This window comes from Streptomyces sp. NPDC006691 (genome assembly GCF_042869955.1).
Taxonomy (GTDB): Bacteria; Actinomycetota; Actinomycetes; order Streptomycetales; family Streptomycetaceae; genus Streptomyces.
On record NZ_JBIAGW010000016.1, the window covers coordinates 1 to 21,476 of the forward strand.

The 21,476-nt window shown below is 71.3% G+C and carries 18 protein-coding genes; 10 read left to right on the forward strand and 8 right to left on the reverse strand.

Translation table 11 applies throughout. The annotated features are described in order from the left end of the window. Window positions 1-224: 224 nt before the first annotated feature. From ACFYNP_RS28460 to ACFYNP_RS28480, 5 genes are read right to left on the reverse strand one after another with little or no spacing between them, the layout of a single operon-like run. Window positions 225-1,535, reverse strand: a complete 1,311-nt coding sequence (locus ACFYNP_RS28460) for a DUF58 domain-containing protein (RefSeq protein ID WP_388789319.1) — start codon at window positions 1,533-1,535, stop codon at window positions 225-227. Between the two features lie 9 nt (window positions 1,536-1,544). Next, window positions 1,545-2,528, reverse strand: a complete 984-nt coding sequence (locus tag ACFYNP_RS28465) for an AAA family ATPase (protein ID WP_388789322.1) — start codon at window positions 2,526-2,528, stop codon at window positions 1,545-1,547. Continuing rightward, window positions 2,525-3,712: a DUF4350 domain-containing protein gene (locus tag ACFYNP_RS28470; protein ID WP_388789325.1), complete on the reverse strand. Its 1,188-nt coding sequence runs from the start codon at window positions 3,710-3,712 to the stop codon at window positions 2,525-2,527. Before ACFYNP_RS28470 ends, ACFYNP_RS28465 begins: the two co-directional genes overlap by 4 nt. Beyond that, a complete protein-coding gene (locus tag ACFYNP_RS28475; RefSeq protein ID WP_388789328.1) occupies window positions 3,709-4,398 on the reverse strand; it encodes a DUF4129 domain-containing protein in 690 nt (229 codons plus the stop codon). Before ACFYNP_RS28475 ends, ACFYNP_RS28470 begins: the two co-directional genes overlap by 4 nt. Before the next feature lie 4 nt (window positions 4,399-4,402). Then, on the reverse strand, window positions 4,403-5,665 hold the full coding sequence (locus ACFYNP_RS28480) for a glycerophosphoryl diester phosphodiesterase membrane domain-containing protein (protein ID WP_388789330.1): 1,263 nt from the start codon (window positions 5,663-5,665) through the stop codon (window positions 4,403-4,405). Window positions 5,666-5,820: 155 nt separating this feature from the next. Between ACFYNP_RS28480 and mtnA the strand changes: the two genes are divergently transcribed. The 7 genes from mtnA (at window position 5,821) to ACFYNP_RS28515 (ending at window position 14,533) form a co-directional block, all read left to right on the forward strand. Then, window positions 5,821-6,969 (forward strand): S-methyl-5-thioribose-1-phosphate isomerase, encoded by a 1,149-nt coding sequence (gene mtnA, locus ACFYNP_RS28485; RefSeq protein ID WP_388416887.1) that lies wholly within the window; start codon window positions 5,821-5,823, stop codon window positions 6,967-6,969. Between the two features lie 4 nt (window positions 6,970-6,973). Next, window positions 6,974-7,663, forward strand: coding sequence for a two-component system response regulator MtrA (gene mtrA / locus ACFYNP_RS28490; protein WP_189389435.1), 690 nt, complete (start codon window positions 6,974-6,976; stop codon window positions 7,661-7,663). Window position 7,664: 1 nt separating this feature from the next. Then, window positions 7,665-9,674 carry an MtrAB system histidine kinase MtrB gene (gene mtrB, locus ACFYNP_RS28495; RefSeq protein ID WP_388416890.1) on the forward strand — a complete coding sequence of 670 codons (2,010 nt, stop codon included), beginning with the start codon at window positions 7,665-7,667 and terminating at the stop codon, window positions 9,672-9,674. Next, complete coding sequence (locus ACFYNP_RS28500; protein WP_388416893.1) at window positions 9,664-11,580, forward strand: LpqB family beta-propeller domain-containing protein; 1,917 nt, start codon at window positions 9,664-9,666, stop codon at window positions 11,578-11,580. The genes mtrB and ACFYNP_RS28500 overlap by 11 nt, the downstream gene beginning before the upstream one ends. Window positions 11,581-11,693: 113 nt before the next feature. Then, window positions 11,694-12,521 (forward strand): ComF family protein, encoded by an 828-nt coding sequence (locus ACFYNP_RS28505; protein ID WP_388789332.1) that lies wholly within the window; start codon window positions 11,694-11,696, stop codon window positions 12,519-12,521. Window positions 12,522-12,834: 313 nt separating this feature from the next. Continuing rightward, window positions 12,835-13,524: a ribosome hibernation-promoting factor, HPF/YfiA family gene (gene hpf, locus ACFYNP_RS28510; protein ID WP_100578649.1), complete on the forward strand. Its 690-nt coding sequence runs from the start codon at window positions 12,835-12,837 to the stop codon at window positions 13,522-13,524. 250 nt (window positions 13,525-13,774) lie between these two features. After that, window positions 13,775-14,533 (forward strand): response regulator, encoded by a 759-nt coding sequence (locus ACFYNP_RS28515; RefSeq protein ID WP_388416897.1) that lies wholly within the window; start codon window positions 13,775-13,777, stop codon window positions 14,531-14,533. On the opposite strand, the gene ACFYNP_RS28520 is transcribed toward ACFYNP_RS28515, so the two are convergent. Together ACFYNP_RS28520 and ACFYNP_RS28525 are read right to left on the reverse strand one after the other, a co-directional pair. Then, window positions 14,526-15,695, reverse strand: a complete 1,170-nt coding sequence (locus tag ACFYNP_RS28520) for a winged helix-turn-helix domain-containing protein (protein ID WP_388789335.1) — start codon at window positions 15,693-15,695, stop codon at window positions 14,526-14,528. The genes ACFYNP_RS28515 and ACFYNP_RS28520 overlap by 8 nt on opposite strands. Before the next feature lie 95 nt (window positions 15,696-15,790). Continuing rightward, on the reverse strand, window positions 15,791-16,363 hold the full coding sequence (locus ACFYNP_RS28525) for a GNAT family N-acetyltransferase (protein ID WP_388416902.1): 573 nt from the start codon (window positions 16,361-16,363) through the stop codon (window positions 15,791-15,793). 197 nt (window positions 16,364-16,560) lie between these two features. On the opposite strand from ACFYNP_RS28525, the gene secA reads away from it, so the two are divergent. Further along, window positions 16,561-19,416 (forward strand): preprotein translocase subunit SecA, encoded by a 2,856-nt coding sequence (gene secA / locus ACFYNP_RS28530; RefSeq protein WP_388789338.1) that lies wholly within the window; start codon window positions 16,561-16,563, stop codon window positions 19,414-19,416. Window positions 19,417-19,484: 68 nt separating this feature from the next. Here secA and ACFYNP_RS28535 read toward each other — a convergent pair whose 3' ends face one another. Beyond that, on the reverse strand, window positions 19,485-19,892 hold the full coding sequence (locus tag ACFYNP_RS28535; RefSeq protein WP_100578644.1) for an Rv3235 family protein: 408 nt from the start codon (window positions 19,890-19,892) through the stop codon (window positions 19,485-19,487). A 278-nt stretch (window positions 19,893-20,170) separates the two neighbouring features. Between ACFYNP_RS28535 and ACFYNP_RS28540 the strand changes: the two genes are divergently transcribed. Both ACFYNP_RS28540 and ACFYNP_RS28545 read left to right on the forward strand, forming a co-directional pair. Then, entirely contained in the window at window positions 20,171-20,680 is a 510-nt protein-coding gene (locus tag ACFYNP_RS28540) for a DUF6912 family protein (protein WP_388416910.1), read from the forward strand. Window positions 20,681-20,744: 64 nt separating this feature from the next. Further along, window positions 20,745-21,440: an HAD family hydrolase gene (locus ACFYNP_RS28545; protein ID WP_388789341.1), complete on the forward strand. Its 696-nt coding sequence runs from the start codon at window positions 20,745-20,747 to the stop codon at window positions 21,438-21,440. Window positions 21,441-21,476 lie beyond the last annotated feature (36 nt).

Genomic DNA, 21,476 nt, shown 5'->3' on the forward strand with positions numbered 1-21,476 from the left:
CGGAAGCTAAGCCTTTCAGCGCCGATGGTACTGCAGGGGGGACCCTGTGGGAGAGTAGGACGCCGCCGAACAATTTTTGGGGAAAGCCCCGCATCGGGGTCTGTAGAAATACGGATCTGATGCGGGGCTTTTTCGCGTTCTGGGACTGTTGGATGGGGAGGGGATGAGAGGTCATTGTCATCTCACTCTCACCCCTCATTCCTCACTCCGCCCGACCACGGGGACTACAGGCGGCCGGCCGCCTTGAGTTCGAGGTAGGCGTCGGCCAGCGCCGGCGCCAGTTCAGCCGGGATGGCGTCCACGACTGTGGCGCCGTGACGCATGAGCTTCTCTGCCGTGCGGCGGCGCTGTTCTTGGGTTTGCGCTGCCGCGCCCGCCTCGTAGACCGCCTCGACATCGCCACGGGCGGCTGCCATCTGCTGGATATGAGGGTCGGCCACGGCCGCCACCAACACCGTGTGGCGCTGAGTCAGTTGGGGGAGCACGGGGAGCAGCCCCTCCTGGGCTGCCGCGGTGTCGAGGCTGGTGAGCAGTACGAGGAGGGAGCGGCGCGGGGCGTGCGTCAGCGCTGCCGAGGACAGACCTCGGGCATCCGTCTCCACCAGCGACGGTTCGAGCGGGGCCATCGCGTTGACCAGCGCGGACAGGAGTTCGCCTGCTGCTCGGCCCTGCACCTGGGCGCGGACTTGGCGGTCGTAGGCGAGAAGGTCGACCCGGTCGCCGGCGCGTGAAGCGAGGGCGGCGAGCAGGAGTGCGGCGTCCATGGCCGCGTCGAGGCGGGGGATGTCGCCGACTCGGCCGGCGGAAGTGCGTCCGGTGTCGAGGACGACCAGGACGTGGCGGTCCCGCTCGGGACGCCAGGTGCGTACGGCCACGTTCCCTTGGCGGGCGGTCGCGCGCCAGTCGATGGAACGGGTGTCGTCGCCGGGGACATACTCGCGGAGGCTGTCGAACTCGGTGCCTTCGCCGCGGGTCAACACGCTGGTACGGCCGTCGAGTTCGCGCAGTCGGGCGAGGCGGGACGGGAGGTGTTTGCGGCTGGTGAACGGCGGCAGGACCCGTACCGTCCACGGGACTTCGTGGCTGCCCTGGCGGGCGGCCAGGCCCAGGGGGCCGTACGAGCGGATCGTGATCCGGTCAGCTTGGCGGTCGCCCCGGCGGGTCGGGCGCAGCGTCGTCGAGATCCGGCTTCGTTCGCCGGCCGGGATCGTCAACGGGTGGCGGGATGCGGCCTGTTCTGTGTCGGAGGTCCAGCTGCTGGGCGGCCAGGCATCCCTGACCTGGGCACGGAGGCGGCGGTTCGAGGGGTTGGTGACGGTGAGGTCGACCGCGGCCGCGTCACCCAGTCGAACTGACGTGTCACCGCTTCGGGTGAATCGGAGCCTTCGCACTGGCGCGGCGCAGGCGTAGTCGCACAGAATTGCGAGTGCAAGGGGAGCATTGACCGCGAGCATGCCGGTCCATCCCGGCGCGAATACGCCGACCGGGACGGAGCCGAGAGCGGCCAGGAGTGCGGAGCGTCCGGTGAGGGCCATGGGGTCGCCTCAGCGGGGCACGGGGACGTGGGCGAGGACGGAAGTGATGACGGAGTCGGCGGTGACGCCCTCCATCTCCGCTTCGGGGCGCAGTTGGATGCGATGGCGAAGTGTGGGGAGTGCCAGGGCTTTGACATCGTCCGGGATGACGTAGTCCCGCCCGGTGAGCCAGGCCCAGGCCCGGGCCGTGGAGAGCAGGGCGGTGGCGCCTCGGGGGGAGACCCCGAGGCTGAGCGAGGGGGATTCACGCGTGGCACGACAGATATCGACGACATAGCCGGCGATCTCGTCCGAGACCGAGGTCTTGGCGACGGCGGCGCGGGCGGCTTCGAGGTCCGCGGGACCGGCCACTGGACGTATGCCTGCGGCCTGGAGGTCACGGGGGTTGAAGCCGTTCGCATGCCGGGACAGGACGTTTATCTCGTCCTGGCGAGACGGTAGCGGGACCGTCAACTTCAGCAGGAAACGGTCCAGTTGGGCCTCGGGCAGCGGATACGTGCCCTCGTACTCGACCGGGTTCTGGGTTGCGGCGACCAGGAACGGGTCGGGCAGGAGGCGCGGGGTGCCGTCCACCGTGACCTGGCGTTCCTCCATGGCTTCGAGGAGGGAGGACTGGGTCTTGGGCGGGGTCCGGTTGATCTCGTCCGCGAGCAGCAGATTGGTGAAGACCGGGCCGGGCTGGAAGGAGAACTCCGCCGTGCGGGCGTCATAGACGAGGGAGCCGGTGACGTCGCTCGGCATCAGATCGGGGGTGAACTGAACGCGCTTGGTGTCGAGTTCGAGGGAGGCGGCCAGGGCGCGCACCAAGAGGGTCTTGGCGACGCCCGGTACGCCTTCGAGCAGCACATGGCCGCGGCACAGGAGGGCGACGACGAGGCCGGTGACGGCGGAGTCCTGGCCGACGACGGCCTTGGCGATCTCGGCGCGCAGGGCTTCGAGGGAAGCGCGGGCGCTGTCCGGTTTCGCCGTGGTCTCCGGGGTGCGGTCGCTCATGAAGTGCGTACCTCTCTTTCGAGGGCGTCCAGGTCGTCCGCGAGGCGGACAAGTGCGGCGTCGTCGGCCGGGGTTGGGCCGAAGAGCAGGGAAAGGGGATCGCGGCCGGCCGCGGGGAGCCGGGCGGAGACGGCCGGGACGAGGACCTCGGGGGAGTGTGCCGCCGAGGCGGCCACACCGAGGAGGGGGGCCAGTCGGCTGCGGGCGGCCGAGCGCAGGGTGTCGGCCGCGCGGTCGCGGGCGTTGGCCTTGTGGTACAGGCGGGCCCGGCCTTCGGTCGCCTCGGACGCGCGGATGGCGACCGGGAGCCGCTCGGTGACGAGCGGGCCGAACCGACGGGCGCGCCAGATGACGGCGAGCACGGCGGCGAGGGCGAGTTGGAGGGTGGCCCACAGCCAGCCGGACGGGATCAGGTCGAAGAAGGAGCGTTTGCCGCCGTCGGTGGCCGACGTGTCGCCGAGTGAGGGGAGGTACCAGACCACATGCGAACGAGTGCCGAGGAGTTGGAGGGCGAGGGAGGCGTTGCCCTCCTCGTCGAGGCGGTGATTGAGGAGCGGATCGGGGGCGCCCATCAGGACCGTGTCGCCCCGCCCGTGTGCCGCGGGGGTGCGGAGCAGGGTGGGCAGGCCGTCGGCGGGGTAGCAGCCGTCGTTGTTCTCGTCGGGGCCCGTGTAGCGGATGCCGCCGGTGTCGGCGCGGCCCGCGCGGATGGCGTCGGGCCGGCTGCAGCCGGGGTCGCGCGGTTTGACGGGGACCGGGCCCTCGGCGCGGACGCCGGGAGCAAGGATGTCGAGCGACGGCGAGGAGGGGGCGATGAGGATCGTGCGGCCGCCGGAGTCGGCGGTGGCGGCGCGGAGTTGGCGCTGCTGCCTCTCGGTCAGGAGATCGGGGACCGTGATGAGGAGGGTGGTGTCCGGCCCGGCGGCGGCTGTCGCCTCGCCGAGGGTGGTGACCACGCGAGTGGAGACGCCCTGGGCCTTGAGGAGTTCGGCGACGGCCCGGCTGCCGTACTGGTCGGCGGAGCGCGGGTCGAGGCCGCCGTGCTGGGCGTCGGAGCGGAGCGCCGCGAGGGCGATTCCGGCGGCTATGAGGATCACCAGGGCGAGGGCCAGTCCGCGCGTCCGGGTCCACAGGTGGCGGGCCGTGACCGAGGTGGAGGAGGGGGCGGTCGTGGTGGCGGTCACGGGGCCACCCCGTGGATGGCGTCGCTCAGGGCGGGCTTGGTGCGTTCGAGGTCCCGGTCGAGGTCGCGCAGTCGTATGTACGTCGGCTCGTCGGCGGTGCGGCCGCCATATGTGACGTCGTCGAACGCCCGGGCGGCGGCGTGGAGTCGGTTCGCGTGGCTGGGCAGCGGGCGTCCGGCCTCGGCCGCGGCCTCGTCGGCGGTGCGGCCGGGGCGCGGGTCGAGCAGGGCACGCTCTTCGAGCGAGCGGACGATGGCGCGCATCTGCTCCTGGACGGCTTCGTTCCAGCGGCGGGCGGCGGCGTGTGCCGCGGCCGCGGTGCGGTGTTCGCCGGCGCTGCGGGGGCGGTCGTCGAAGACGGTGCCGCCCGAGGTGGCCGCCCGTTGCGGAGTGCCGAGGCGCCACCAGAGGGCGGCGATCAGCGCGATGACGGCGACGACGATCACGACCAGGCCGAGTGGGCCGCCGGGAGTGGCCACGGAGGCCGAGTCGAAGAGGGAACCGACCCAGTCCCAGAACTTGTTGAGCCCCCTCTGGAGAAGGCTCGGATCGTTCTGGTGGTACGCCGGGTCGGACAGTTCGCGCCGGGCCGCCTCGCGAGCGGGCTCGCGTCCGATGTCCACCGGAGGAGTGCCGGATGCGCCGTTCAGCAGTCGTGCTGTGATGAAGCCCCCCGCTTCTGACACTGCATCAGCTCCTGGGTGTCTCGTAGCCGGGAACACCTGCGGCGCGAGCCAGTTCGAGGTCGAGGGCCTCGCGGCGGATGCGCTGGTCGATGTAGAGCAGGACGGTGACGCCGGCCGCGATCGGGTAGGTGATCGCCGATCCGATCACGGCACCGATGCCGGAGACGATCGAGTAGGCCCAGTTGAAATCGGGGGTGGTGCCGTCGAGGAGACCGTGGAAGGAACTGCTGTCCACCGCCGTCGCGGCGAGCGCGAACGGGATCATGATGATCATCGAGACGATGACCGTCAGCAGCGACGTCAACGAGATGATGCCGAAGATGCGCCACCAGGAGCCGTTGACCAGCTTGGCGGAGCGCCGCAGGGACTGGACGATGCTCTGCCTCTCCAGCATCAGCGCCGGAGAGGCGAGGCTGAAGCGGACGTACAGCCACAGCGCGACCACGAACGCGCCGGTGCCGCCGAGCAGGGCCAGCGCGAGGCCTCCGGCACCCCCGACGAGCAGGCCGGGCAGGATGCCCACGGTGATGATCGCTCCGCACATGACGAACAGCAGGGCCAGCAAACCCAACAGGCTCAGGAGCCGCGGCCGGGCCTCGCCCCAGGCGTCTCCCAGGCTCACCTGGCGCCCCAGCACGGAACGGCTGACCACGATGGTGAGGACGGCCGTGGTGAACAGCGTGGCGAACTGACCGATTACCAGCGGCGGCAGGAGATCGACGAGGCTGGACCGCATCGCGTCGACGGCCTGGTTGATGGCTTCGGTGCCGGTGGCGTTCGGGTTGATCGAGGCCGGGGCCGGTACGAGGTAGCGGGTGGCGAGGAGCTGGGCGATCTGCGAGATCACCGCGACCGTCAGCGTGAGGCCGAGGACCGTTCGCCAGTGGGCGCGCGCCGTGGAGACGGCGCCGTCGAGGATCTCGCCGACACCCAGGGGCCGCAGCGGGATGACGCCCGGCTTCGCGGCCGGCGGGCGGCCGTAGTTCTGGTTCCAGTGGGCGCCCGGAGGCTGCCCGGGGACCTGTCCCGACCCTTCCTGGCCCTGCGGCATCCCGCCCCAGCCGGGAGCCTGCCGCGGAGGCGTCGGGCCGCCCGCGCCCGGCGAGGACCACGGGGCGGCCGGGGGCTGGTCCTGGGACCACTTCGAGGAGGCACGGGCCCGGTCGGAGGGTTCCGCAGTCGCAGGCGTGCCGGAGTTCTCGCCGCCGGTGTTCTCGCCGTCGGAGGAGGGCGATCCGGGCGAGGCCCAGCCCGGAGAGTCGTTCACGGTCGTCCACCTCGTGGATTGGTCGCGGGACCGGCTGCGCACGCCGGCTCCTTCGGGTTGGCTGCCATGGTGTCACGTGGATCCCGGCCATGGACCTGCGCCCGTATCTCGTTGGCACCTTCAATTGTCGGCGGCTTCCGGGGCAGACTGGGCGGATGGCTGATCAGGACGTGCGAACCACCATGGGGCCCGGCCCTTCGGGCATACCTTCGCTGCGCTGGGACGAGCCGCCGGAGGGCCCCGTACTGGTCCTCCTGGACCAGACCCGGCTGCCCGCCGAGGAGATGGAGCTGGTCTGCACCGATGTGCCGGGCCTTGTGCTCGCCATTCAGAGGCTGGCGGTACGAGGAGCCCCGCTGCTCGGCATCGCCGGGGCCTACGGGGTGGCGCTCGCCGCGGCTCGTGGCTACGACGTGGACGAGGCGGCGGCGCTGCTCGCGGGGGCCAGGCCCACCGCGGTCAATCTGGCGTACGGAGTGCGGCTGGCGGCCGGGGCGTACCGGGCCGCGGTCGAGAAGGGCGGAGGAGCGGCGGAGGCCGGGGCCGCGGCGCTGGCCGCCGCCAAGGAGCTGCACCGGGCCGACGCCGAGGCCAGCGCGCGCATGGCCCGGCACGGGCTCGCGCTGCTCGACGAGCTGCTGCCGGGCGGCAGCCACCGGATCCTCACCCACTGCAACACCGGGCGGTTGGTGTCCGGCGGCGAGGGCACCGCCTTCGCCGTCGCCCTCGCCGCACACCGGGCGGGCCGTCTGCGACGGCTGTGGGTGGACGAGACGCGGCCCCTGCTCCAGGGGGCGCGGCTGACCGCGTACGAGGCAGCGGGCAGCGGTATGGCGTACAGCCTGCTGAGTGACAATGCGGCCGGCTCGCTGTTCGCGGCCGGTGAGGTGGACGCTGTCCTCATCGGGGCCGACCGGATCGCGGCCGACGGCTCGGTGGCGAACAAGGTGGGCAGCTATCCGCTCGCCGTGCTCGCCAAGTACCACCACGTGCCCTTCATCGTGGTCGCGCCCGTCACCACGGTGGACCTGGAGACTCCCGACGGCGATGCGATCGAGGTCGAGCAGCGGCCCGGCCAAGAAGTGACGGAGCTCACTGTGCCGCAGGCCGCGGGTGGGGGCTGGGGGTCGGGTTCCGGCCTTCCGGTGGCCCCGTTGGGGACCCAGGCGTACAACCCCGCCTTCGATGTGACGCCGCCGGACCTGGTCACGGCGATCGTCACGGAGGAGGGGGTGCTGTCGCCCGTGACAGGGGGCGGTCTGAGGGAGCTGTGTGCCAGGTCACGCCAGGTAACGATTAGCTAATGGGATGATGACGTTTATGAAGGGACGCGTCCTTGTCGTCGACGACGACACCGCACTGGCCGAGATGCTCGGCATTGTGTTGCGTGGAGAAGGTTTTGAGCCGTCGTTCGTAGCGGATGGCGACAAGGCACTGGCGGCATTCCGTGACGCCAAGCCCGACCTGGTGCTGCTCGATCTCATGCTGCCCGGACGGGACGGCATCGAGGTCTGCAGGCTGATCAGGGCCGAGTCGGGTGTGCCGATCGTCATGCTCACCGCCAAGAGCGACACCGTGGACGTGGTGGTCGGCCTGGAGTCCGGGGCCGACGACTACATCGTGAAGCCGTTCAAGCCCAAGGAGCTGGTCGCCCGGATCCGGGCCCGGCTGCGCAGGTCCGAGGAGCCTGCGCCGGAACAGCTAGCCATCGGCGATCTGGTCATCGACGTGGCAGGCCACTCGGTGAAGCGGGACGGGCAGTCGATCGCCCTGACCCCGCTGGAGTTCGACCTCCTGGTCGCGCTCGCCCGCAAGCCGTGGCAGGTGTTCACTCGTGAAGTACTCCTCGAACAGGTCTGGGGCTACCGTCACGCGGCGGACACCCGCCTGGTCAACGTGCATGTGCAGCGGCTTCGCTCGAAGGTCGAGAAGGACCCCGAGCGGCCGGAGATCGTGGTGACCGTCCGTGGGGTCGGTTACAAGGCGGGACCGAGCTGAGATGACCCAAGAAGCTGGGCGCAAGACGTCCTGGGGCGGCCGGCTGCTTCAGGACGGAGCGCCCGGCGGTCCGGTGCTGCGCCTCGTCGTGCGCTGGCTGCGGCGTCCGCTGCTGCCCGCCGCACGGCTGTGGCGGCGCAACATCCAGCTGCGGGTGGTCGCGGCCACCCTGCTGATGTCGCTGGGCGTGGTCGTGCTGCTCGGTTTCGTGGTCATCGGGGCCGTGCGCAACGGCCTGCTCGACACCAAGGAGAAGGCGGCCGAGAGCCAGTCCGCCGGCGGCTTCGCCGTCGCCAAGGACAAGGCCGGCACCCCGGTCTCGTCCGGTGACGACACCGCGTCCGGCGGCCGGGGCTCCGGCTCCTCGGTGAGCTGGCGCAACGATCTGGTGACCCAGCTCGCCAGCAGCGGCCAGGGCGCGTTCTACGTGGTCGCCCTCGGCTCGGCGTCCTCCGACTCGGACTCGGCGTCCAGCAACCGGGGCCCGCGCGCCTCCGGCTACGTCGATCCCCGCGCCAGTGTTCCGCAGAGCCTGCGCGACAGCGTCGACCAGGGGGTCGGCGCGTTCAAGACGTACACCTCGATCAAGTTCACCGACGGCCAGGAGGCCGAGCCCGGGCTTGTGGTGGGTACCCGGCTCAAGGACGTCGACGGGCAGTCCTATCAGCTGTACTACCTCTTCCCGCTGGTGCAGGAGGAGAAGTCGCTCACCCTGGTCAAGACGACGCTCGCGACCGCCGGTCTGTTCGTCGTGGTGCTGCTCGGGGCGATCGCCTGGCTCGTCGTGCGGCAGGTGGTCACGCCGGTGCGGATGGCGGCCGGAGTCGCCGAACGGCTCTCCACGGGCGTGCTCAGGGAGCGCATGAAGGTCACCGGCGAGGACGACATCGCCCGGCTCGGCGAGGCCTTCAACAAGATGGCGCAGAACCTCCAGGTCAAGATCAACCAGCTGGAGGAGCTCTCGCGGATGCAGCGACGGTTCGTCTCCGACGTCTCGCACGAGCTGCGCACCCCCCTGACGACCGTACGGATGGCGGCCGACGTCATCCACGAGGCCCGCGTCGACTTCGATCCGGTGACGGCGCGCTCGGCCGAACTGCTCGCCGGGCAGCTGGACCGGTTCGAGTCGCTCCTCGCCGACCTCCTGGAGATCAGCCGGTTCGACGCGGGTGCCGCCGCCCTGGAGGCCGAGCCGATAGACCTGCGCGAGGTCGTACGCCGGGTCATCGAGGGCGCCGAGCCGCTCGCCGAGCGCAAGGGCACGCACATACGGGTGGCCGGCGACGAGCAGCCCGTGGTCGCCGAGGCGGATGCCCGCCGGGTCGAGCGGGTGCTGCGCAACCTGGTCGTCAACGCCGTCGAGCACGGCGAGGGCCGGGACGTCGTGGTGCGCCTCGCGGCGGCCGGCGGTGCCGTCGCCGTCGCCGTGCGGGACTACGGCGTCGGGCTGAAGCCCGGAGAGGCGACCCGGGTGTTCAACCGGTTCTGGCGGGCCGATCCGGCGCGCGCCCGTACCACCGGCGGTACCGGGCTCGGTCTGTCGATCGCGGTCGAGGACGCGCGGCTGCACGGCGGCTGGCTCCAGGCCTGGGGCGAGCCCGGCGGGGGTTCCCAGTTCCGGCTGACGCTGCCTCGCACCGCCGACGAGCCGCTGCGGGGATCGCCGATACCGCTGGAGCCGGAGGACTCACGGGCCGCCCGCGAGCGGGCCAGGACCGAGGCGGCGTCCTCGGGAACCCAGGGCAACCGGCTGTCCACCGTGCCGATACCCCGCCTCGACCGCTCCCCGCTGCCGGTGCCGCCCACGGCCCCGGTGCGTCCGCGCACCTCTGGCCCGGCGGCCAGCCCCGCCGGGCTGCCCGGCGGTGGCGGTGGCGGTGGCCGGGTGGTGGCACGCCGGCCCGAGACGGAACCGGGGGCGCGGCCGACGGGGACGCACGAGGACGGTACGGCGGCCTCGGAGGGGCTCGTCGAAACGACTGACCAGGAGGGATCGGCCCGTGGGCGCTGACCGGGGGAGGGCCCGCGGCAAGCTGCTGGGGGCGGTGGTCGTCCTGAGCTGCGGATCGCTGCTCGTGTCGGGCTGCGCGTCCATGCCGAGCAGCGGAGACGTGCATTCGGTCTCCGCCTCCCAGCGCGCCGACTCGCAGGTGCAGGTGTACGCGGTGCCGCCGCGGCCGGGCGCCGAGCCCAACGAGATCGTCTCGGGCTTCCTCGAAGCGATGACCAGTGACGATCCCCAGTTCGCGATGGCCCGCCAGTACCTGACGCCGAAGGCCGCCATGGATTGGCGGGCGACCACGGTCACCGTCCTGGCGGACGGGCCCGATCCGCAGCCCAACCGCTCCGCGGACCGGGGCGCGGACGCCAACGGCTTCACCTTCACGGTGTCCGGCAAGCCCGTCGCCCTCGTCGACAAACAGCACGCCTACCGGCCGGCCAATCCCCAGGGCACGTACAACGAGACCATCCATCTGGTCCGCCAGAGCGGTGCCGACGGCACGGGCCGCGAGTGGCGCATCGACGCACTGCCGGAGGGGCTGCTGCTCGGCCAGTCCGACTTCCAGCGCATCTACCGCTCCGTCAACAAGTACTACTTCGCGGTGGGCCAGGACCGTCTCGTCGCCGATCCGGTCTACATGAGGCTGCGCACCGATCCCGTGACGCAGATGAACCTGATCACGCAGACGGTGCAGTCCGTCCTGGACGGCCCGACGAGCTGGCTGAGTCCGGTGGTCGCCTCGAAGTTCCCCTCGGGGACGGCCCTGAAGGACGGCACCAAGTCCCTTGCCCTGGACGACCGCAACGCCCTGAAGGTGCCCCTGAACGAGCGCGCCTCCAACGCGGGCGAGGCCCAGTGCAAGCGCATGGCGGCCCAAGTCCTTTTCACGCTGCGGGACTTGACGACGGCGCGGATCGGCCAGGTGGAGCTGGACCGGGCCAACGGCTCCCAGCTGTGCGTGCTCAGCGGCGACCAGGCGGAGACGTACGCGCCGGACCGCATGTCCACCAGCCCCGGCCAGTACTTCGTGGACGCGGACGGCCATGTCGAGCGGATGCGGGCCGACGCGGGCGGCTCGGACGGCTCCGGCAGCGGCGCGGACGGCTCCGACGCCTCGGACAGTGCTGACGGCTCGGTGGTGACCGAGCCGGTGCAGGGGCCGTTCGGCAAGGGCGACCAGCAGGTGCGTACGGTCGCGGTCTCGCGGGACGAGAAGCGCGCGGCCGGGGTGTCTGCGGACGGCAGGTCCCTGCTCGTGGCGCCGCTCGCGGCCGATGGCGCCCTGACGCGTCCGCCGGTGACCAGCGACGACAAGGACGCGAAGGACGGCGGCCTCTCGGCGCCGAGCTGGGACGGGCGCGGCGACCTGTGGGTGGCCGACCGCAACGCGGCCAAGCCGCGGCTGTTGCGCCTCGTGCAGGGCACGGGGCAGCCGCAGACGGTCGACGTCGCCGGGCTCGACGGCGCGCGCGTCCAGCAGGTGCGGATGTCCGCGGACGGCGTGCGCGCGGCGCTGCTGGTCTCCGACGGCACCCACACGACGCTGCGGATCGGCCGGGTCGAGCGGAGCGGTGAGGGCGCCAGGAGCGTGGTCTCGGTGGTCGAACTGCGCGCCGGGGCACCGCAGATGGAGGACGTGACGGCCGTGTCGTGGGCCGGGCGCAGCCGTCTCGTGGTGGTCGGCAAGGAGATCGGCGGGGTGTCGCAGCAGCTGCGCTATGTGCAGACGGACGGGTCCACGTCGGCAGCGGGCACCCTGCCGAGCGTCAACAAGGTCACGGATGTCGCCGCCACCGACGACGACCGAATGCCCCTGGTGGCGCACTCGCAGGAGGACGGCATCGTCCGGCTGCCGCCCGGTGCGAACTGGCGCACGGCGGTCAAGAAGGGCTCGGCGCCCGCCTATCCGGGGTAGATCCAGGGGCCCTCCGGGGTGGTTCCAGGGGACTGTCCGGGGTGGTTCCAGGGCGGTGGGCGGGTTGTCCACAGGGGTGGCGGTATGCCGACTCCGGTGGGCACAGTGAAGCCATGCGGGGGTGGTGGCGGGAGTTCTCCGGCCTTGTGCTGCCGACCGCGTGCGGCGGCTGCGGCCGGCCGCGCACGGCGCTGTGCGGGCGGTGCGGGGCGGAGCTGCTCGGGGCGCCCGCGCGCCGGGTGCGCCCGGCGCCGGAGCCCGGCGGGCTGCCGGTCGTGTACGCGGCGGCGCCCTACGAGGACGCGGTGCGCGCGGTGCTGCTCGGCCACAAGGAGCGGGGCGCGCTCGGCCTGGCCGGGGTGCTCGGACAGGCGCTCGCGAGTGCGGCCCGGGCGGCCGCGGGTCCCTGCGGGCAGGGGCCATTGCTCCTGGTCCCGGTGCCGTCGTCGCGCCGCGCGGTGCGGGCCCGCGGGCACGACGCGACCCGGCGCATCGCGCTGGCCGCGGCCGGTGAGCTGCGCCGGGGCGGTACGGACGCCCGGGTGGCCGCGGTCCTGCGCCAGCGCCGTGCGGTGGCCGACCAGGCGGGCCTGAGCGCCCCCCAGCGGCTCCGGAATCTGTCGGGGGCCCTGGTGGTGGCGGGTGGCGGCGCAGGGCTCCTGAGGGGCGGCCAGGTGGTCCTGGTGGACGATCTGATGACCACCGGTGCATCCCTTGCGGAAGCGGCGCGTGCGATCCGTGCGGCCGGGGTAGGCGGTCGGGACAAGGACGCTCCGGACGGAGATGGATGCCCCAGGCAGGGAATTCCGGTATTTCCTCCGGCGGGGGCTTCGCATCGTCGGCGAGGTGCCGGGTCGGCATCGCCGTACGGCGATGACCGGCGCCCGCTCGCCGCGGTTGTCGCGGCGGCTCCGGAATCGTTCGCAATAAACCGGAACTGACAGAGAACGTGCATCGTTGCAGGTAGTGAGAGGGCGGAAACACCCGAGTGGTGGTACGTGCGAGTAGCGGGTGCCGACATCAGGCCGAGAGAGCTATGTTCGGTTGTGAGGAATGGCGAAAGCCCGTTCACTTAATGCACGACTGAGCTTCGGCGCGTTTTCACTTACCCCCGAGTCGGTGGGGTGGGGATCTTCTCGACGGGGGAGGAGGAGGTGATACGTCACCGAGTCCGACGCCCCGGCACACACCGGGGTCTGGTGCAAAAGGGAGCCACTCCGCGGAGAGCGGAGTGATCCGGGAACGGAGTTCTGCGTGGACATCGTCGTCAAGGGCCGCAAGACCGAGGTGCCCGAGCGGTTCCGCAAGCACGTGGCCGAGAAGCTGAAGCTGGAGAAGATCCAGAAGCTCGACGGCAAGGTAATCAGCCTCGACGTCGAGGTGTCCAAGGAACACAACCCGCGGCAGGCGGACCGCTCGGACCGGGTGGAGATCACCCTCCACTCGCGAGGCCCGGTGATCCGTGCGGAGGCGGCGGCAGCAGACCCGTACGCGGCGCTCGATCTGGCGACCGGCAAGCTGGAGGCGCGGCTGCGCAAGCAGCACGACAAGCGCTACACGCGCCGTGGCAACGGCCGGCTCTCGGCCGCCGAGGTCGTCGACGCAGTGCCGGGTGTGGCGTCGCTGAACGGAAACGGCGAGCTTGTGGACACTTCGGAGGAAGACCGCATCCCCACCACCAGGATCGGCTCGCTCGAAGTGAAGGGCGAAGGGCCGCTGGTGGTCCGCGAGAAGACGCATACGGCAGCCGCGATGACGCTCGACCAGGCGCTCTACGAGATGGAGCTGGTCGGGCACGACTTCTACTTGTTCGTCGACTCGGAGACGAAGAACCCCAGTGTCGTCTACCGGCGGCACGCCTACGACTACGGCGTCATCCACCTGGAGACCGACCCGCTCGCCGGTGAGGACGCGAGCGGTGCGGGCGGTGCGCTGGGCGGCTGACCCCGGCCGGAAGGATCACGGATCCCCCCGCGGGGCGGACGCGCTGAACGTCTGAGGACGGCGCGCCGTATCAGCGGGCGACGGTGCCCCTGGAGCGCGTGTGCGCCCCCAGGGGCACCACCGTGCGACCACTGGAACCCCTTTCTGTCGGCCGGGCATGAAATCATGGCGTCGCACGCCAACCGCAGCTCCCTGGAGCGTGGTTGGTGCAGCACACCAACGCGGGCCACGGCCTTCAGGGGGAGGAACGATGGCGGACAACTTCGGTCCGGTGCACGACGGTTCCCATGCCGACAGCCGGAACGGGGGGGACCGCGAGAGCGGCATGGACATGGGCGGTTCCCGCAAGGAGCCGATCCGGGTCCTGGTGGTGGACGACCACGCGCTTTTCCGCCGGGGGCTGGAGATCGTGCTGGCCGCCGAGGAGGACATCCAGGTCATCGGCGAGGCCGGGGACGGCGCGGAGGCGGTGGACAAGGCGGCCGATCTGCTGCCGGACATCGTGCTCATGGACGTGCGGATGCCCCGGCGCGGTGGCATCGAGGCCTGCACCTCCATCAAGGAGGTGGCCCCCAGCGCGAAGATCATCATGCTGACGATCAGCGACGAGGAGGCCGACCTCTACGACGCGATCAAGGCGGGGGCGACCGGCTATCTCCTCAAGGAGATCTCCACCGACGAGGTGGCGACCGCGATCCGCGCGGTCGCCGACGGCCAGTCGCAGATCAGCCCCTCGATGGCCTCCAAGCTGCTCACCGAGTTCAAGTCGATGATCCAGCGCACCGACGAGCGCCGTCTGGTGCCCGCGCCCCGGCTCACCGAGCGGGAGCTGGAGGTGCTCAAGCTGGTGGCCACGGGGATGAACAACCGGGACATCGCCAAGGAGTTGTTCATCTCCGAGAACACCGTGAAGAACCATGTGCGCAACATCCTGGAGAAGCTCCAGCTGCACTCCAGGATGGAGGCGGTGGTGTACGCGATGCGCGAGAAGATCCTGGAGATCAGATAGCCGCCAGCGCCGAGGTGAGCGCCGCCGCCTCCTGCGGAGACCCGGCCCGCTCGACACGTACCGCGTCGCAGCCCACCCAGGTCGCGGCCTCCGACAGGGCCTGAGCCATGGGCTTCACGGCCTTCGGCGAGGCCAGCGAGACCTGCTTGGCGACCAGCGTGCGCCCCTCGCGGGCCGGGTCGACACGGCCGACCAGCCTGCCGCCGGAGAGCAGCGGCATCGCGAAGTACCCGTGGATCCGCTTGGGTTTGGGGACGTACGCCTCCAGGCGGTGGGCGAAGCCGAAGACGCGCTCGGTGCGGGCGCGGTCCCACACCAGGGAGTCGAACGGCGAAAGCAACGTGGTGCGGTGGCGGCCGCGGGGCTCGGTGGCCAGCGCCTCGGGATCCGCCCAGGCGGGCTTGCCCCAGCCCTGCACGGTGACCGGCACCAGGCCCGAATCGGCGACCACCGCGTCGAACTGCTCGCCCTTGAGGCGGTGGTAGTCCGCGATGTCCGCGCGGGTGCCCACCCCGAGGGATTGGCCGGCCAGCCGCACCAGCCGGCGCAGGCACTCGGTGTCGTCCAGGTCGTCGTGCAGCAGCGGCTCCGGAATGGCGCGCTCGGCCAGGTCGTAGACCCGCTTCCAGCCGCGCCGCTCGGTGCAGACCACCTCGCCGTACATCAGGGCGCGCTCGACGGCGACCTTGGAGGCGGACCAGTCCCACCACTCGCCCTTGTTCTTGGCGCCGCCCAAGTCCGTTGCCGTGAGCGGTCCTTCGGCGCGCAGCTGCTTGATCACCTGCTCGTAGGCGCCGTCCGGCAGCTCGTGCCCCCAGTGCGGCCGGGAGCGGTAGGCGCGGCGGCGGAACGCGAAGTGCGGCCACTCCTCGACGGGCAGGATGCACGCCGCGTGCGACCAGTACTCGAAGGCGTGGCCACCGCTCCAGTACGCCTCCTCGATCCGGGGGCGGCCGACCGCTCCGAGACGGGCGTAGGGGACGAGCTCGTGCGAGCGGGCGAGCACGGAGATGGTGTCCAGCTGCACCGCCCCCAGGTGGCGCAGCACCCCGCGCACCCCGCCCCGGCGGTCGGGCGCCCCGAGGAAGCCCTGGGCGCGCAGGGCGATCCTGCGGGCCTCGTCGGCGGACAGTTCGGCGGCGGCAGGCGGCAGGCTCGTCATGCTCCGCACGATAGTGGCCGGCACTGACAACGCGGGGCGCGGCCAGGTCCGTTGCCGACGCCCGGGGTGATCGGGCCCGCCGACAGCACGGGGGGTCAGGCCCGCGCGGGCAGGTGGGGCAGCACACCCGGCAGGCCCAGGTCCGCGGGGAGCAGCGAGCCGACCCAGTGGTCGCGGCGGCTGCCCTGGTGCACGGCCGCCGAGCGCAGGGTGCCCTCCAGGGTGAAGCCGACCTTCAGGGCGACGGCCCGGGAGGCCTCGTTGCCGACCTCCGCGCGCCACTCAAGACGGTCGACGGCGGCCGCCTCGAAGGCCCAGCGGGCCAGCCGGGCAGCGGCCTCCACCGCATAGCCGCGGCCCCGGTGCTCCTTGGTCGCCCAGAAGCCGAGTTCCGCGCAGCCGGGACCGCGCCGCGTGACGCTCATCATGGCGACCAGGGCCGAGCCGTCCGCGGTAAGTACTGCGAAGGTGTAGTCGGTGTCGTGACGCCAGCCGTCCGGGCCGTAGGACGAGGTGAAGGCCTGCGCGTGCTCGCGCAGATAGGGCGAGGGGACCGTCGTCCAGCGCTGGATGTCGGGATCCTGACAAGCCGCATGGACGGCGTCGGCGTCCTGGGGGCCGACCGGGCGCAGCAGGAGGCGTTCAGTGGTGAGCGTTATGGCTTCCATCGCCCGATTCTCCTGGCCCACGACCGTGGGAACCACCTCATTTCCCCACCCGCCCGGCACCTTCGGCCGGTCCCGTCCGTTGTCGTAACAGCAGACCTCCCGGCGCGGCCGGGTCCTCGCATACGATGACCGTTGCCGTATCCACACCCATAGCCACTCGACCGCGCCAGGCCCGACCGGCAAGGAGACCAACCCCCGTGTCCGTCCTCTCAAAGATCATGCGTGCAGGCGAAGGCAAGATCCTGCGCAAGCTGCACCGCATCGCGGACCAGGTCAACTCCATCGAAGAGGACTTCGTCAACCTCTCCGACGCCGAGCTGCGTGCCCTCACCGACGAGTACAAGCAGCGGTACGCGGACGGCGAGAGCCTCGACGACCTGCTCCCCGAAGCCTTCGCGACCGTGCGCGAGGCCGCCAAGCGCGTCCTCGGCCAGCGTCACTACGACGTCCAGATGATGGGTGGAGCCGCGCTGCACCTCGGTTACGTCGCCGAGATGAAGACCGGCGAGGGCAAGACCCTCGTCGGCACGCTGCCGGCCTACCTGAACGCGCTGTCCGGCAAGGGCGTCCACCTGATCACGGTGAACGACTACCTGGCCGAGCGCGACTCCGAGATGATGGGCCGGGTGCACAAGTTCCTCGGCCTGGAGGTCGGCTGCATCCTGGCCAACATGTCGCCCGCCGAGCGCCGCGCGCAGTACGCCGCCGACATCACGTACGGCACGAACAACGAGTTCGGCTTCGACTACCTGCGCGACAACATGGCGTGGTCCCAGGACGAGCTCGTCCAGCGCGGCCACAACTTCGCGATCGTCGACGAGGTCGACTCGATCCTGGTCGACGAGGCCCGTACGCCGCTGATCATCTCCGGCCCGGCCGACCAGGCCACCAAGTGGTACGGCGACTTCGCCAAGCTGGTGACGCGCCTGACCAAGGGCGAGGCGGGCAACCCGCTGAAGGGCATCGAGGAGACCGGCGACTACGAGGTCGACGAGAAGAAGCGCACCGTCGCCATCCACGAGCCGGGCGTGGCCAAGGTCGAGGACTGGCTGGGCATCGACAACCTCTACGAGTCGGTGAACACCCCGCTCGTCGGTTACCTGAACAACGCCATCAAGGCGAAGGAACTGTTCAAGAAGGACAAGGACTACGTCGTCATGGACGGCGAAGTCATGATCGTCGACGAGCACACCGGCCGTATCCTCGCCGGCCGCCGCTACAACGAGGGCATGCACCAGGCGATCGAGGCGAAGGAAGGGGTGGACATCAAGGACGAGAACCAGACCCTCGCCACGATCACCCTGCAGAACTTCTTCCGCCTCTACAAGCGGCACGACCAGCAGGGCAAGGAAGAGCCCGGCCTCTCCGGCATGACCGGTACGGCGATGACCGAGGCCGCGGAGTTCCACCAGATCTACAAGCTCGGCGTCGTCCCGATCCCGACCAACCGGCCGATGGTCCGCATGGACCAGTCCGACCTGATCTACCGCACCGAGGTCGCCAAGTTCGAGGCGGTCGTCGACGACATCGCCGAGAAGCACGAGAAGGGCCAGCCGATCCTGGTCGGCACCACCTCGGTCGAGAAGTCCGAGTACCTCTCGCAGCAGCTCTCCAAGCGCGGCATCCAGCACGAGGTGCTCAACGCCAAGCAGCACGACCGGGAGGCGACGATCGTCGCCCAGGCCGGCCGCAAGGGCGCCGTGACCGTCGCCACCAACATGGCCGGACGAGGCACGGACATCAAGCTCGGCGGCAACCCGGACGACCTCGCCGAGGCCGAGCTGCGCCAGGCGGGTCTCGACCCGGTGGAGCACGTCGAGGAGTGGGCCGCGGCGCTGCCCGCCGCCCTGGAGAAGGCCGAGCTCGCCGTCAAGGCCGAGTTCGAAGAGGTCAAGGAGCTCGGCGGCCTGTACGTCCTCGGTACCGAGCGGCACGAGTCGCGGCGCATCGACAACCAGCTGCGCGGCCGTTCCGGCCGTCAGGGCGACCCGGGCGAGTCCCGTTTCTACCTGTCGCTCGGCGACGACCTGATGCGCCTGTTCAAGGCCGCGATGGTCGAGCGCGTCATGTCGATGGCGAACGTCCCGGACGACGTGCCGATCGAGAACAAGATGGTGACGCGCGCGATCGCGTCCGCCCAGTCGCAGGTCGAGCAGCAGAACTTCGAGACCCGCAAGAACGTCCTGAAGTACGACGAGGTGCTCAACCGCCAGCGCGAGGTCATCTACGGCGAGCGCCGCCGCGTCCTGGAGGGCGAGGACCTGCACGAGCAGGTCAGGCACTTCATGGACGACACGATCGACGCCTACATCCAGGCCGAGACCGTCGAGGGCTTCGCCGAGGAGTGGGACCTGGACCGGCTGTGGGGCGCCTTCAAGCAGCTCTACCCGGTGAAGGTCACCGTGGAGGAGCTGGAGGACGCGGCGGGCGACCGGGCCGGCATCACCGCCGAGTTCATCGCCGAGTCCGTCAAGGAGGACATCTACGAGCAGTACGCCTCCCGTGAGGAGCAGCTCGGCTCGGACATCATGCGCGAGCTGGAGCGCCGCGTGGTCCTGTCGGTCCTGGACCGCAAGTGGCGCGAGCACCTCTACGAGATGGACTACCTCCAGGAGGGCATCGGCCTGCGGGCCATGGCGCAGAAGGACCCGCTGGTCGAGTACCAGCGCGAGGGCTTCGACATGTTCAACGCCATGATGGAGGGCATCAAGGAGGAGTCCGTCGGCTACCTGTTCAACCTGGAGGTCCAGGTCGAGCAGCAGGTCGAGGAGGTCCCGGTCGAGGACTCCGTGCTCGCCGACGCGCCCTCGCTCAGCAAGGAGGACGCCATCCCGGCCGCGCGCCCGGAGATCCGCGCCAAGGGTCTGGACGCCCCGCAGCGCCCCGACCGGCTGCACTTCTCGGCGCCCACGGTGGACGGCGAGGGCGGTGTGGTCGAGGGCGACTTCGACAACGGTGACGACGAGCCGGCCCGCTCGGAGTCGGACGGCCTGACGCGCGCCGAGCGCCGCAAGGCCCAGAAGACCACGGGCGGCCGCCGCCGCAAGAAGTAGGCGAGCCCGAGCAGCCGTCGGCTGGACGCGGTCGAGGGGCCCGGCACCGGAAGGTGCCGGGCCCCTCGCTATGCCGGGACACGTTCGCCGCCCAGCTCCACCGCGGCGCAGCGCCAGCGCAGGTCGGCGCCCCGCTCCAGGCGGAAGGCCATGGCGCGCACCTGCTCGCCCGCCGCGATGCAGGCGGCCGCCTCGACGATCCCGCGGTCCAGCGGGGCCGCGCGGCAGGACCGTACGACGGGCCGGGCGCCGCGGGTGCGGAAGGGGGTGCGCGGGGCGAGCCGCACCAGCTGCTCGTAGGCGTCCCCGACGGTCAGGCCGAGCATCCAGTGCACCGGGCGCTCCCCGCTGAGCACCGCGAGCAGCTTCTGCGCGAACAGCTCGTGCGGGGTCAGCCGCTGTGGCCGCCGGGTTCCGGTGCTGCCGGGCCTGCGCTGGTCGCCGCGTCCCGCCGGCCCTGTCGTGGTCCCGCTCATGGCTGCCGTCCCCTTCGATACCAGTGGGTAACTTCTGTTGGGGATCTTGTACGGGGGCAGCGGGAGCGGCCGCAAGGACGGTCCCCGGGGTGGGCGAGGGCGTACGGATTCACCTATCCGGATGAGTGGTCCGCCCGTCTTCCCAGGTGGGGACGGGTGTGGCCGGATCCGGCGGGGAGCGGCGCCGAGGGGGCACCGGCAGCTCGAAGGGGGACTCCCGCGCGTATCCTGAATTCGTCTCACGACCGGATGGGACGACGAGAAGAGAGCGGTCCCTCATGCGCGTCTACGTACCCCTGACCATCTCCGGTCTCGCGACGGCCCACGGCGCCGGAGAGCTCGGCCCCGGTCCGCTCACCGCCTACGCCGTCACGCCCGGCCTGCGCGAGTGGTACGTCTCGGACGACATCGAGGAGCTGGAGTACGCGGCGCTCAACCGGGCCGCGGCCGCCTCGCTGCGGCTGCTCGCCGGTGAGCCGGGCACGGCCCGCCGCCGCGTCGTGGTCGCCGTGGACGTGCCGGACAACACCGTGGCCGCCGACCCCGACAGCGCCCTGGACGCGAGCTCGCTCGGCGAGGTCAGGATCGCCGCCGCGGTGCCGCTCGCCAAGGCGGCCGCCGTGCACGTGGACGCCGAGGACGCGCTGGCCGATGTGACGGCCGCGGCCGACGCGCTCGGCGCCGCCGACCACGGTGACGACGACGCGCAGTTCACCGTGGACGGGGCCGAGGACCACGAACTGCTGTGGTTCGGGGTGCAGGAGATTCCCCATCTGATCGCCATCTGATCGCCTGACCTGCGGGCATGCCCGTCCGTGGTCGATTGTCAGTGCGGGTGGGTACCTTTTTCGCATGGGGAACGGCAGGCAGGACACGGGGAAGCGCCAGGCCCATCTGGTCTGGGACTGGAACGGCACACTGCTCGACGACAACGTGGCGGTCATCGAGGCGACCAACGCCGCCTTCGCGGAGCTCGGCCTGGAGCCGATCACCCTGGAGCGCTACCGCGATCTGTACTGCGTACCGATACCCCGGTTCTACCAGCGCCTGATGGGCCGGCTGCCCACGGACGCCGAATGGCTGGTCATGGACGCCGCCTTCCACCGGCAGTACTGGTCGCGCGCGGATTCCTGCGGGCTCACCGCGGGCGCGGCCGAGTTGCTCGCGGCGCGCTGGGCGGCGGGCCTGAGCCAGTCCCTGCTGTCCATGGCGCCGCACGAACACCTGGTCCCGATCGTGCGGCGGCACGGCATCACCGAACACTTCGTACGCGTCGACGGCCGCACCGGGCCCTCGCACGGCAGCAAGGCGGAGCACATGGTCCGCCATCTGACCGCGCTGCGGACGGCGGACCCGGAGATATCCGGCGACCGCGTCGTGGTCATCGGGGACGCGGTGGACGACGCGGTGGCCGCGGCGGCCGTGGGGGCGCGGGCGGTGCTGTTCACCGGTGGCTCCCACAGCCGCACCAGCCTCGCTGCGGCGGGGGTGCCGGTGGTCGACACCCTCGCGGAGGCGGTCGCCGTGGCCGAGGACCTGGTGGCCTGAGGGGCGGGCCCCGACGGCCGGCGGCGCGGGCACCCG